Raw genomic sequence first — 12,402 nt, 5'->3', positions numbered from 1 at the left:
TTCTCGCTCGCGCTGCAGACGGGGCAGGGGGCCGGTACTCTAAAGAGCGTTCATGCCCTCTTGGCTTTCTGAAGGAGCTTTCTCTCATGACCGTCGGTTTCCTTGTCAACCCTGATCTCACCCGCCGCAAGCTCGAATTCGAGCTGGAGCACGCCAACCAGTTCTTGGGCGGCACCACCGAGGACCGCGTCTCCGTTGTTTTCCAGGAAGACGGCACCACCTACGCCGCGCTCTACAATCCCGAAGCCAAGGCCGAAGGCGCCGAGCCGAACCCGGTAGCCTCCCTGGCGCGCAACGCGGCTGCCACCGGCAATGCCGCCTTCCTGCAGGACCCCATCCGCTCCATCTGCGGCCCGGTCATTTTCGTTGACGCCGAGGGCGAAGATACCACCATCGATGCCGTCATCGAGTCCGTGGAACAGGGCATTCGCGCCGTCAAGAACTACCGCGAAGACAACCCGGAGGAATACACCCTCTGGCGCGCGGCCGTTATCAATTCCGATAAGAGCCTCTAAACCCCGCCTCTCACAGGAAGGGTTCAAGCGCTTTTCGCACGCCCGTAGTACGGTGTTCACATTCTTATGGTGTTCTAGGGAGCCGTACCGCTTCTTCTAAGACTCAAAAGGTGAAAACTGTATGCTCCGTTCATCGCGCTTCGTCGCCTCCTTCGTTACCGCCCTCGCCGTGGGTGGCGCCACCGCCCTCGTGCCCGCCACCCCAGCGCTGGCCGCTGATGCTCCCATCTACCGCACCATTCTGCAGCCGGGCGAGGATGAATCCCAGGTCATGGTCACTTGGCGCACGAAGTCCAAGGCAGACGAGGTCCTCGAGGTCACAGGCCCAGAAGGCACCACCACCTTCCAGGCCGACGAGCGCGATTATGGCGCATTGCTGTACAAGTCCCAGTTCGCCACCGCTACCAACCTGCAGCCGGATACCGAGTACTCCTACCGCGTCGGCTCCGAAGAAGGCGGCTGGTCCGAACCAGAGACCTTCAACACTGGCTCCAATGGCGATGACTGGTCCTTCCTTACCGTCGCTGACCCGCAGATCGGCGTGGACCTCAAGGTGGATGACCAGGCTGAACAGTGGCGCAAGACCATCGGCCACGCGGCCTCCCACGTGCCGAATGCCAGCATGATCTGGTCCCTGGGTGACCAGGTGGAGGGTTGGGGTGCGCAGGTACCGCAGTACGATGCGTACTTCTCCGCCCCGGAGATCCGTCACATCCCCACCAACACGGTCCCGGGCAACCACGAGACCTATAACCTCACCATGAAGCATCATGATGAGCACTTCTCCAACCCGCACCAGGCGGACGATATCCGCGACCACTACTTCGAGCGCAATAACGTACTCTTCATCGGCTTGGACTCCAATGCTTCTTCCGACGCCGATATCGCCCGCCACGAGCAGTTCCTGCGCGAGGCCATCGAATCCCGCGGCGCGGATAATGACTGGATCGTCGTCGGCATGCACCACGGCCCGTACTCCCAGGGCTCGCATCACTTTGATAAGGACGTCACCAACCTGCGCGAGAAGCTCACCCCGGTGCTGTCTGAACTCAATGTCGATGCCGTGCTCTCCGGCCACGACCACATCTACACCCGCAGCCACTTGATGAAGAATAATAAGCCGGTCCTGCCGGAAGAAAAACCGCAGCGCGGCGACGTTCTCGAGCCCAAGGATGGCGAGGCGCTGTACCTGACCACCACCACCGCGGGCGGCGGCAAGTACTACGACTTCACCGACGTGAATAACAAAAAGCACAAGGGCGCGCGCATGGAGACCATCGATCCAAAGCTTGCCCACGAATCCACCGCCATGTGGCGCCAGGACTACACCGAGGACTACATGCGCGTGGACGTCTCCGATGACAAGCTCACCTTCACCACCTTCAACGAAGGCGATAACACCCTGGTGGACAAGGTTTCCCTCAAGAAGAAGGACCGCGGGGCTGCGCCTGCCGACGACGCCACCGACCCCGCAGACTCCACCGACTTCACCGACCCAGACACCCCAGAGGTGCCCAAGGATCCGGAGGGCGGCAGCTCCCTGAGTTCCAGCGATATTTTCGGCGGGCTCAGCTCGAAGAAGTAACTAGCATCGCGCCTGGGTGTGGCGGGTGTGGCTAGCGCTCCGTATGGCGCAGCCACGCCAATACGGCCTTGACCCGCCGGTTGGCGTCCTCGGGCCGGAACCCGAGCTTCATGAACACATTGGAGACATGCTTGCTTACCGCTCCTGCGGTAAGAACGAGCGTGTCTTCAATTTCTTTATTGCTCAATCCTTGGGCCATAAGCCCCAGCACCTCCCGCTCGCGGGCGGTGAGCTGGGCTAAACCAGTACGCCGCGCCGACAGCAGCGCAGTTACGACCTCTGGGTCCACCACGGTGCCGCCGCGGGCGACCTCGTCTAGTGTGCGCACGAATTCTTCCACATCAGAAACGCGCTCCTTGAGCAGGTAGCCAAAGCCGCCGTGCTCCAAGAGCTGGTCGAGGTAGCTTGCCGCTACGTATTGGCTCAGCACCACCACCGGCTGGGTGGGATTGGCGGCACGCAGGTCATGCACGGCGCGCAGACCATCGTCGGTCATGGTCGGTGGCATGCGCACATCGCTGATAATCAGGTCAAAATCTTCCTGCCCGGCAATAGCGCGCAGTTCTTCGGCATCCGTGGCCACCGTAACGCTATGCCCCAAAGCGCTGAGTAGCTGCTCGAGCCCCGCGCGCAGCAGCGCGGAGTCTTCCGCCAGTAGTAGTTTCATTCCGCCTCCTTCAGCGGTAATTCGACCTGCAGCCGGCCACCGCGTTCACCCGCAGCCGCGTCATGAGCCGCGGTAAAGCTCACCGTGCCGCCCAGTGCGGCGGCGCGTTCGCGCAGCCCGGCGAGACCGGTGCCCGTCTCAGCTGGCTCCTTGGCCGTGGGACCGAGGTCAGCTCCGGGGCCGGGGCAGGGTCCGGTGCCATTATCAACGATGTCTAGGCGCAACGTCTGCCCGAAAGCAACCGTTACCGTCGCCTGGGTGGCCGCGCCATGCTTGGAAGCATTGGTAAGCGCCTCGGCCACCGCGTGGTAAGCCAGCAGGGCAGTGGTTTCATCCACTGAGCGCTCGGCGCCTTCGACGTGTAGTTCGGTCTCCAGTCCGGAGTGGGCGAGTAGTTCGTCGAGGGCGGGGATAAGTCCGGCGTCGAAAAGCACCTGCGGGGCAATGCCACGCACCGTCGCCCGCAGGGAGGCCAAGGCCAATGAGGCATTATGTTCCGCATCGGCCAAGGCCGGTTGCGCCTCAGGAGGGGCCTGCAATTTCGCCGCGGCCAAGTTGAGCTTGAGCGCAGTGAGGTACTGCTGCGGGCCATCGTGCAGCTCGCGCTCGATGCGGCGGCGCTCGCCGGAGAAGGCATCGATAAGCGTGGCGCGCGAGGCCGCCAATTCCTCGGCCGAGGGGCTCAACGCCAGCCGGGTCAGCGAGGTAGACGCCAAGACCAAGAGGCGGTTAAGGCCCACCAATAAAGCCACCAGCAGCGCCGCGGTGAGCCAGCAGGTGAAGAAAATGAGCGGCCGGTTGGTGGTGGACCACTCGCCAAAGGAGAATTCGGTATTTGGCACGAATGGCGCAATGACCAGCACGCCCGCCGTAAACCCCACGGCAGTCCACGCGGCAAAGCAGGCAGCCGAAATCAATAGCTGCACAATAAGGTGATAAAACTGCTGCCAATCAAACCACCGGCCTGCGCGCCGAGGTGGGATCTCCACGCCCATCCACCGCGCACCCAACCGGCCGACAAATTCCGCGGCGCGTCCCACCAGGGGAATCCACGGCAGCATCAGCACCGAAACCACCAACGCCGGGATAAATAGCGCGCCGAGGACGAGGCTCCACGCGCAGGCTTTGAGGGTTCGCATAACCCATGAGCCTAGCCGCCTTACCCAGGGTGGGGCAGTAGAGCTAGCTCTACCATTTTCTGGGCGGCCCACTCCATGTCTTTCTTCTGCGCGGCCGAGTGGAATCAAAGGCATGTTAAAAGCAGATAACCTCAGCAAGCGCTACGGCCGCCGCACCGTGCTCAATCGCGTGAATGTGTCCATCGCCCCAGGCGAATTCGTCGCCATCATGGGGCCTTCCGGCAGCGGGAAAACCACGCTGCTGAACCTGTTATCCGGGCTCGATAAGCCCACCTCCGGCCGAGTCAATGCGCCGGGGCGCAAGCAGCGAGCCTTTGTGTTTCAGGACTATAACCTGCTGGAATCCCTCAACGCGCAGCGCAATGCCACCTTGACCGCGCGCTTTTCCGGCCGGCGCCCTGCACGCGGCCAGGTGGCGGAGGTCTTTGACTCGCTCGGCCTTAGCGGGTTGGAGCGCCGCCTGCCCGCGCAGCTTTCCGGCGGGCAGCAGCAACGCGTGGCCGTCGCCCGGGCACTGCTGGCCCAGGCGCCCTATATCTTCGCCGACGAGCCTACGGGCGCGCTTGACGACGCCACCGCAACCACCGTCCTTTCCCACCTGCGCGCCGCCGCCCGCGATGGCGCCAGTGTGGTCATGGTGACTCACTCTCACCTCGCCGCTGAGGCGGCCGACCGGATCATTTCCTTAGAGGAGGTGGCCCATGCTGGTGTGGCTTAAGGACTTACAGTCCAATTGGCTATCGTGGCTGGCCGTGGCGCTGACCTTGGTGGTGTCCTCTGGTTCTTGCACCCTGGCGCTAGCTATGCTGGTGGCTTCCTCTGGAACCGAAGGAGACCCCGCCGGCCCGCTGGGTGGCACGGTGCTGGGCATGGCCCTGTGCGTGGTGGTATTGGTGACGCTATCGCAGATGCGCCTTATCATTGCCGAGCGCGAGCCTATCTACCGCTCTTGGCGCATGGTGGGCATGCCCGGGGGGATGATCCTCGCTTTCATCCTGGGCCAAGTCGCAGTGGTCAGCGCGGCCGCCGGGCTACTCGGCGTGCTGCCTGCCCGCCCGCTGCTTGCCCCGTGCGTGCGCGCCCTGCGCAGCGATGGCATCCCCATGCCGGACATTGACATCACCGGCCAGGTCGTAGTCATTGCGGTAGCCGTCTGCACGTCCGCGGCGCTAGTCGGTGCGCTGCCTCCGCTGCGCCGCGTATTCCGGCCGCGCGCCGCCGCACACCCGGCGTGGCTCACGGTGAAATTCCTGCTTGCAGCCGCGGCCATTGGCGGCACAACATACGGGTGCCTGCAGATTGATGACCCTGGAGACCTGCTCTCGGCCGAGATGGGCTTGGTCATCCTCGTCGCTCTCGTCTTACCTTGGCTCATGCCCGGTATCGACCAATGGACCCGTCCGGCCGGTATCGCTGGGGCCAACGTGCGCGTGCGTCGGTACTTTTCCACCCCACACATCGTGCCGTGGGTGCTCATCGGCGGCTTTATTGTCGCCGTCGGCTCGGGCCTGCGCTTTGCAAACGACGCAGGCGCCGGCGGCACCTTGTCCTCGTGGCAGGTCTTCGTCGCCCTTTTAGGGCCTGTCTTTGCTCCCAGCATCGTGGGCGCTGTGCTTACCTCGCTGCTGATGCACGGGCGCATCGCGGCCGATATCCGCGGCCTTACCCTAGCCGGCGCCACCCCCTCGGCCTGGGCCCGCGTGCAAGTGGGGGAGGCGGCGTGCCTCACCCTGACCGCGGCCGGCGTGGTCTGGGCGCTGTGCTTGGCGACGCTCCTCCCACTCCACCACCTGCTCACCCCGCAGGCTTCCTTCGGCCGAACGCTGATAGAGGAGTTGTGGTGGCCGTCCTTCGCCGTAATCTTTGGTGCCATGTTTATCGCACTGGGCGTCGTCAAGCTGGCGCTTGCCGGATTCGTGCGCGCCGGGCAACGGGAGCGCTGAGGGGATCGCTGAGGGCGTAAAAATGTGGGCCGAGCCATTGTTGAGGGTTAGCAGTCACGAGGGTAGAGTGCTAATCAGGTTGTTTGACCCACAGTTGTTCACCCGCGACGACGGCTGTGCTGGACATCCACAACCGGCACGCGCGCGCCATACCGGTGCGCATACGAACACTACGGAGGAAACATCATGGCAAACATCAAGCCTCTCGAGGACCGCGTCCTCGTACAGATCGTAGAAGCTGAAACCACCACCGCTTCCGGCCTGGTCATCCCAGATTCTGCCAAGGAAAAGCCACAGGAAGCCACCGTCGTTGCAGTAGGCCCAGGCCGCACCAACGACAAGGGCGAGGCCACCCCGGTAGGCGTCAACGAAGGCGATACCGTGGTCTTTTCCAAGTACGGCGGCACCGAGCTGAAGTACAACGGCGAGGAGTACCTGCTGCTGTCCTCCCGTGACCTGCTCGCCGTCATCGAGAAGTAGGCCCACTTATGGCAAAGCTCATTGCATTCGACCAAGAAGCCCGCGAGGGAATCCAGCGCGGCGTCGATACGCTGGCTGATGCCGTCAAGGTCACCCTCGGCCCGCGCGGCCGCAACGTCGTGCTGTCCAAGGCCTTCGGTGGCCCCACCGTCACCAATGACGGCGTGACCATCGCCCGCGATATCGACATCGAGGAGCCCTTCGAAAACCTCGGCGCGCAGCTGGTCAAGTCCGTTGCTGTCAAGACTAATGACACCGCAGGTGACGGCACCACCACCGCTACCTTGCTGGCCCAGGCGCTCATCTTCGAAGGCCTGCGCAACGTCGCGGCCGGCGCCAACCCAGTCGAGCTTAACCGCGGCATCGCAGCAGCGGCCGAAAAGGCCGTCGAGGAGCTCAAGGCCCGCGCCACCGCGGTCAACTCCTCCTCTGAAATCGCGCAGGTAGCTACCGTCTCCTCCCGCGACCCGGAGGTCGGCGAGATGGTTGCCGGTGCCATGGACAAGGTGGGCAAGGACGGCGTTGTCACCGTCGAGGAATCCCAAACTATCGACTCCGCCGTCGATGTCACCGAAGGCATTTCCTTTGATAAGGGCTACCTTTCCCCGTACTTCGCTACGGAAGAAGAGACCTACCACGCCGTGCTGGACGACGCCGCAGTATTGCTCGTCCGCAACAAGATCTCCTCCCTGCCGGACTTCCTGCCGCTGCTGGAGAAGATCGCCGAGACCAACCGCCCGACCCTCATCATTGCGGAAGACGTCGAGGGCGAGCCGCTGCAGGCGCTCGTCGTCAACTCCATCCGCAAGGTGCTCAAGGTCGCTGCCGTTAAGGCCCCGTACTTTGGCGAGCGCCGCAAGGGATTCATGGATGACCTGGCCGTCGTTACCGGTGCCACCGTCATCGACCCAGAGGTGGGCGTCAACCTCAACGAGGCTGGCCTCGACGTGCTCGGTTCCGCTCGCCGCGTGACCATCACCAAGGATGACACCGTCATCGTCGATGGCGGCGGCACCGCTGAGGCAGTAGAGGAACGCCGCGAGCAGATCCGTCGCGAGATCGAGCGCACCGATTCCACCTGGGATAAGGAAAAGCTCGAGGAGCGCCTGGCTAAGCTCTCCGGCGGCGTGGCCGTTATCCGCGTCGGCGCCGCTACCGAGACCGAGGTAAACGAGCGCAAGCTGCGTGTTGAAGACGCCATCAACGCGGCCCGCGCGGCCGTCGAAGAGGGTGTCATCGCCGGCGGCGGCTCCGTGCTGGTCCAGATTTCCAAGGAACTCGAGTCCTTCGCCGAGGGCTTCGAGGGCGAGGCTAAGGTCGGCGTTCTCGCCGTCGCCCGCGCCCTGACCCGCCCGGCGTTCTGGATCGCCGAAAACGCTGGCCTCGACGGCGCCGTCGTTGTCTCCCGCGTTGCCGAGATGTCCAACGGTGAGGGCTTCAACGCCAATACCCTCGAGTACGGCAACCTCATCGATAACGGCATCATCGACCCAGTCAAGGTCACCCACTCCGCCGTGGTCAACGCCACCTCCGTGGCCCGCATGGTTCTTACCACCGAGGCCTCCGTGGTGGAAAAGCCACAGGAAGAGCAGCCTGCTGACGCCGGTCACGGCCACCAGCACTAAACCTTCCCAACATCGCCCGCCCCGCTTCCCGCGTGGCGGGTTTTGTTGTACCTAGCTAGGGCCGTGGAATACATCAAGGTCACCGCTGATACCGGCCCCATTCGCAAGGCCTTCGCCAAGGCCAATGGCGTCAAACCCGCACTCTTTTCCGCGCATTCCGAGGGTGCCTGCCCCAAGCGCAGCGGTGTGGGTGCGGTCTACGTGGAGCAGGGCGTGATGAGCGGGTGGACTCCGGCCACACCGTCGTCTGCATCGACCACAATCTGGCCGTTCTCGCGCATGCGGATCACGCCATCGACTTGGGCCCCGGCGCCGGTTCGGCCGGCGGCCAGCTGGTCTTTAGCGGCACCCCGGCCGACCTAGCCGAGCAGCAAGACTCGGTGACGGGGCGCTTTCTTGCCGACGCCCTCGTCTCCCCCTAACCTTCTGCCTTAAGCGTTGACCGGCGCGGCGGCGCGGCGGCGCTGGCGCAGCGCAACGACGCGCTCGGATTCGCTCATTCCGCCCCAGACGCCGTAAGGCTCGGCGGATTGCAGAGCATGCTCGCGGCACAAATCAATGACCGGGCAGGAATTGCAGATGGCCTTGGCGCGGTTCTCGCGCTGGGCGCGGGCACGGCCACGCTCGCCATCTGGGTGATAAAACACGTCCGAGTTTTCTCCGCGGCAGGCGCCTTGTAGCTGCCAATCCCACAGGTCAGCGGTGGGACCGGGAAGCAAATGAGGCTGAGACACGTTACTTAGCTCCTTTGTAAGGGCGAGAATTCTTGTGTTGCTTCCGCAGTGTTACGGAAAGCAACCTCACGTAGTGTTTCGCGCGTGGGTTAACGATGGGTTACCTATTTTTGACTTTTAGGTATTTTTCCCTTGATCGACCCTTCAGCACCACGGTTTACCAGCGGAAACGACAAAGGTTAACGGTTTGTGAATTTTCTTCCGCTCGCGTTGCGCACGCGCTGGGGCCGCGCGTTGCCTTTGCATAATCTTCCCGTGTGCCAATATGGTTAGTTACCGGTTTAAAACATGTCAGAGGGTGCATACGTGAGTGATAAGGAACAGGAGCTAGCGGATCTCGTCCCGCATGCCGTCGACGGCAGCCGTCGAGCGCTGCAAAAAGTCCTGCGGATCATTCACCCGCAGGTGCTGCGCTACTGCCGCGCCCGCATCGGTGGCGGCCGTCAACCCACCGCGGAGGATGTAGCCCAAGAGATCTGTCTTGCAGTGGCCACCTCTATTGGCTCCTACGAGGACAAGGGCCGTCCGTTTATGGCCTATGTCTACGGCATTGCGTTCAACAAGGTCACCGATGCCCACCGCGCCATGGGGCGCGATAAGTCCACCCCTACCGAAGAAATTCCAGAAGACTCCGCGCGTGACGCCACCCCTGAAGAGTGGGCATTGGAGGCCGACGGTAGTAACAGAATGCGCGCCTTGCTCGATACGTTAAGTGACAAGGCGAAAAACATCGTTATTCTGCGCGTGTTCAACGGTTTGTCGGCAGAAGAAACCGCGGAAATTGTGGGTTCCACCCCAGGTGCGGTTCGTGTCGCACAACACCGAGCACTCGCTCAATTGCGAAAGACCCTCCAAGCCGCCCAGGAAACTGCGCGCTAAGGGCCTAGCGGCCGACTCTTACAGCAGATATTTCATATCAGAAAGGAAGGGGGAGAGACACCATCATGGCACCGAAGCATCACGGCGATAATGACGGCCTTGCAGACCAGCTCCAGCCCTTGGTAGATGATGATGCATTCCTCACCGAGCTTTCGAAGGGGACTAACCCTTCCGACAGCCAGGACGACCTGGCGGAGCTGCTGCTGGAGTTAAAGGGGGACGTCGATAAGCAGATGCCTCCAGCCCCGCTGGTAGAAGGCGCCGACGCTGAGCCTGAGGTCATCGACCTAGGCCAGGCCCGCAAGCGCCGCCGCGGCGGCCCGTTCGTACATGGACTCATCGGTGCGGCGGCCGCAACCCTAGTTATCGCTGGAGCCGGTGGTGCGATGTTGCACGCCGGAACCCTTGATAAGGGCGATAAGACCCGCAACGTGGAGCTGGCCGGCACGTTGGAAGAGATGGAATCTCGCGCGGCCGAAGGCGATATTGAAGGCGCTCGCGAACTGATGAAGGACGCCCGCGCCAAGCTGGATGAGGCCGAAGGCAAAGAAGAAAAGGCCATCGCCGCCAACCGCGAGGCGGAACAAAAGCGCTCTGCGCAACCGAAGCCCACCCCGCACACCGTGACGGAGACCACCACCGAAACCGTTGCGGAAGAGGCTTCGCAACCGGAACAGCAGCCGGAGCAGGTCACCGTGACCGAAACTCAATACGCCACCGAAACCGTGGTGGTCACGGAACAAGGACAGCCAAACCCGCAGCCCAACCCCAACGTTGAGGACGCGCCGACGACCACCATCGAGTTGGGCCAGCAGCAGTAGAAGCTAGCGGCCCTCTAGGCCATCCAAGTAACCCAAGGCGTAGTCCCAAGGCACGTAGCGGGAGGGATCTGGCTCGGCTCCTGGCTCATGCACCGGTGCTAGCTCGCCTTCAAGGGTGGCGCGCATATTGGCGGCCATAATGTCCCACTCATAAAAGTGGTTTTCCTGGCAATCCTCGCACAAGAAGAAGATGCCGTCGATGCCGCGCGGGCCGAGGATGGACGCAAATTTCTGCACCAGCGCGAGGTCGTGAATGATGGCGATCCGGTCGTCGTCGGTAAGCGGCATGACCTGCTCGTCCTCCTCCAGGAAGGAGGCGGGGTCATTCGGATCATCGGCGAAAGGATCGCGGGGCATATTGGCGAAGAAGTTCACGCCTGCGAGCCTATTGAACTTACCCTCCCGAGGCAATTTACCCCCTGCCCAAATGGTGTCGTCGGCCGGCAACGCACTACAGTTGGGTTAGCCGCTAAACCTGTAAGGAGAGACCTCGATGAGCGAGAACCGTATTCATACTGGTGGAGATGACCCGAACAAGGTAGCCCTGCGCGGCCTGACCTTTGATGATGTGCTCCTTTTGCCCGCCGAATCCAATATCGTGCCTTCCGAGGTCGATACCGGCGCGCAATTTACCCGCAATATCCGCCTCGGCGTCCCGCTTGCCTCGGCCGCCATGGATACCGTGACCGAGGCCCGCATGGCCATTGCCATGGCCCGTCAGGGCGGCATCGGCGTGCTGCACCGCAACCTGTCCACCGAGGACCAGGCCGAGCAGGTAGAGATTGTGAAGCGCTCCGAGTCCGGCATGGTCACCGACCCCATCACTGCCCGCCCGGATATGACCATCGGGGAAGTAGACGCGTTGTGCGCCCGCTTCCGCATCTCTGGCCTGCCGGTGGTAGACGAGGATGGCACCCTGGTGGGCATTTGCACCAACCGCGATATGCGCTTCGAGCCTGACTTTGACCGCAAGGTCAGCGAGGTCATGACGGCCATGCCTCTCGTCGTTGCGCGCGAGGGCGTATCCAAGAAGGAAGCCCTCGAACTGCTCTCGGCCAATAAGGTGGAAAAGCTGCCCATCGTCGATGCGAACAATAAGCTCACCGGTCTGATTACCGTCAAGGACTTTGTCAAGACCGAGCAGTACCCTAACGCGTCCAAGGACTCGGCCGGCCGCCTGTTGGTTGCGGCCGGCATCGGTACCGGGAAAGAGTCCTACCAGCGCGCCGCCGCGCTTGTCGACGCCGGCGTGGACGCCCTCGTCGTCGACTCCGCCCACGCCCACAACAACCGCGTGCTGGAAATGGTCTCCCGCGTGCAGAAGGATTTCGGCTCCAAGGTCGATGTCATCGGCGGTAACCTCGCCACCCGCGAGGCCGCCCAGGCAATGATCGATGCCGGCGCCGACGCTATCAAGGTCGGCATCGGCCCGGGCTCCATTTGCACCACCCGCGTCGTCGCCGGCGTGGGCGCGCCGCAGATTACGGCCCTGATGGAGGCCGCCGCAGTAGCTGGCGCGGCCGGTGTGCCGGTTATCGGCGATGGTGGCATGCAGTACTCCGGCGACGTCGCTAAGGCCCTGGCGGCCGGCGCCGATACCGTCATGCTGGGCTCCATGTTTGCCGGCACCACCGAAGCCCCCGGCGATATCGTGGTCTACCAGGGCAAGCAGTACAAGCGCTACCGCGGCATGGGCTCCATGGGCGCCATGCAGGGCCGTGGCCTCTCTGGTGAGAAGCGTTCCTATTCCAAGGACCGCTACTTCCAGGCCGATGTCCGCAGCGAAGACAAGCTGGTTCCGGAAGGCGTCGAGGGTCGCGTGCCCTTCCGTGGCGATATCGATGCCATCGTGCACCAAATTATCGGCGGCCTGCGCGCTTCCATGGGCTATACCGGCTCCGCCACCCTGGCCGAGCTAAAGACCAAGCGCTTCGTCCAAATTACCGCCGCGGGCCTGAAGGAATCCCACCCGCACCACCTGCAGCAAATCGCAGAAGCACCAAACTACCGCTAG

General features: G+C 62.9%; 13 protein-coding genes and 1 pseudogene. 10 read left to right on the top strand and 4 right to left on the bottom strand.

Going from position 1 to position 12,402, the window contains the following annotated elements; all coding sequences use genetic code 11:
• Positions 1–86: 86 nt before the first annotated feature.
• The gene (locus MHX61_RS04115) at positions 87–515 is read left to right on the top strand and encodes a hypothetical protein (RefSeq protein ID WP_005322709.1); all 429 of its coding nucleotides are present in this window, start codon (positions 87–89) and stop codon (positions 513–515) included.
• 121 nt (positions 516–636) lie between these two features.
• Positions 637–2,100 carry a metallophosphoesterase family protein gene (locus MHX61_RS04110; RefSeq protein ID WP_239192975.1) on the top strand — a complete coding sequence of 488 codons (1,464 nt, stop codon included), beginning with the start codon at positions 637–639 and terminating at the stop codon, positions 2,098–2,100.
• 31 nt (positions 2,101–2,131) lie between these two features.
• Here MHX61_RS04110 and MHX61_RS04105 read toward each other — a convergent pair whose 3' ends face one another.
• Together MHX61_RS04105 and MHX61_RS04100 are read right to left on the bottom strand one after the other, a co-directional pair.
• On the bottom strand, positions 2,132–2,767 hold the full coding sequence (locus tag MHX61_RS04105) for a response regulator transcription factor (RefSeq protein ID WP_239192972.1): 636 nt from the start codon (positions 2,765–2,767) through the stop codon (positions 2,132–2,134).
• Positions 2,764–3,906, bottom strand: coding sequence for a sensor histidine kinase (locus MHX61_RS04100; RefSeq protein WP_239192969.1), 1,143 nt, complete (start codon positions 3,904–3,906; stop codon positions 2,764–2,766). Before MHX61_RS04100 ends, MHX61_RS04105 begins: the two co-directional genes overlap by 4 nt.
• 112 nt (positions 3,907–4,018) lie before the next feature.
• Between MHX61_RS04100 and MHX61_RS04095 the strand changes: the two genes are divergently transcribed.
• The 5 genes and pseudogenes from MHX61_RS04095 to MHX61_RS04075 form a co-directional block, all read left to right on the top strand.
• Positions 4,019–4,624 carry an ABC transporter ATP-binding protein gene (locus MHX61_RS04095; RefSeq protein ID WP_179387407.1) on the top strand — a complete coding sequence of 202 codons (606 nt, stop codon included), beginning with the start codon at positions 4,019–4,021 and terminating at the stop codon, positions 4,622–4,624.
• Positions 4,608–5,849, top strand: a complete 1,242-nt coding sequence (locus tag MHX61_RS04090; protein WP_239192966.1) for an FtsX-like permease family protein — start codon at positions 4,608–4,610, stop codon at positions 5,847–5,849. Before MHX61_RS04095 ends, MHX61_RS04090 begins: the two co-directional genes overlap by 17 nt.
• Before the next feature lie 186 nt (positions 5,850–6,035).
• Positions 6,036–6,329, top strand: coding sequence for a co-chaperone GroES (groES, locus tag MHX61_RS04085; RefSeq protein ID WP_204610153.1), 294 nt, complete (start codon positions 6,036–6,038; stop codon positions 6,327–6,329).
• Between the two features lie 8 nt (positions 6,330–6,337).
• On the top strand, positions 6,338–7,954 hold the full coding sequence (gene groL / locus MHX61_RS04080; protein ID WP_239192963.1) for a chaperonin GroEL: 1,617 nt from the start codon (positions 6,338–6,340) through the stop codon (positions 7,952–7,954).
• Between the two features lie 96 nt (positions 7,955–8,050).
• A pseudogene (locus MHX61_RS04075) lies at positions 8,051–8,376 on the top strand (hypothetical protein); the annotation flags it as partial.
• A 9-nt stretch (positions 8,377–8,385) separates the two neighbouring features.
• Here the strand turns inward: MHX61_RS04075 and MHX61_RS04070 are convergent.
• Positions 8,386–8,688, bottom strand: coding sequence for a WhiB family transcriptional regulator (locus tag MHX61_RS04070; protein WP_005326832.1), 303 nt, complete (start codon positions 8,686–8,688; stop codon positions 8,386–8,388).
• A 306-nt stretch (positions 8,689–8,994) separates the two neighbouring features.
• On the opposite strand from MHX61_RS04070, the gene MHX61_RS04065 reads away from it, so the two are divergent.
• Together MHX61_RS04065 and MHX61_RS04060 are read left to right on the top strand one after the other, a co-directional pair.
• On the top strand, positions 8,995–9,567 hold the full coding sequence (locus MHX61_RS04065) for a sigma-70 family RNA polymerase sigma factor (RefSeq protein WP_239192960.1): 573 nt from the start codon (positions 8,995–8,997) through the stop codon (positions 9,565–9,567).
• Between the two features lie 65 nt (positions 9,568–9,632).
• Entirely contained in the window at positions 9,633–10,388 is a 756-nt protein-coding gene (locus MHX61_RS04060; RefSeq protein ID WP_204610145.1) for a hypothetical protein, read from the top strand.
• A 3-nt stretch (positions 10,389–10,391) separates the two neighbouring features.
• Here the strand turns inward: MHX61_RS04060 and MHX61_RS04055 are convergent, their stop codons facing one another.
• Positions 10,392–10,763, bottom strand: a complete 372-nt coding sequence (locus MHX61_RS04055) for a DUF5319 domain-containing protein (RefSeq protein ID WP_005326826.1) — start codon at positions 10,761–10,763, stop codon at positions 10,392–10,394.
• A gap of 118 nt (positions 10,764–10,881) precedes the next feature.
• Here MHX61_RS04055 and guaB point away from each other — a divergent pair, with 118 nt between their 5' ends.
• Positions 10,882–12,402 (top strand): IMP dehydrogenase, encoded by a 1,521-nt coding sequence (gene guaB / locus MHX61_RS04050; RefSeq protein WP_239192958.1) that lies wholly within the window; start codon positions 10,882–10,884, stop codon positions 12,400–12,402.

Source organism: Corynebacterium sp. ACRPF (assembly GCF_022347395.1).
Lineage (GTDB): Bacteria > Actinomycetota > Actinomycetes > Mycobacteriales > Mycobacteriaceae > Corynebacterium > Corynebacterium tuberculostearicum_D.
Note: the sequence above shows the minus strand (reverse complement) of the source record. Positions and strands in the feature narration are given on the sequence as shown.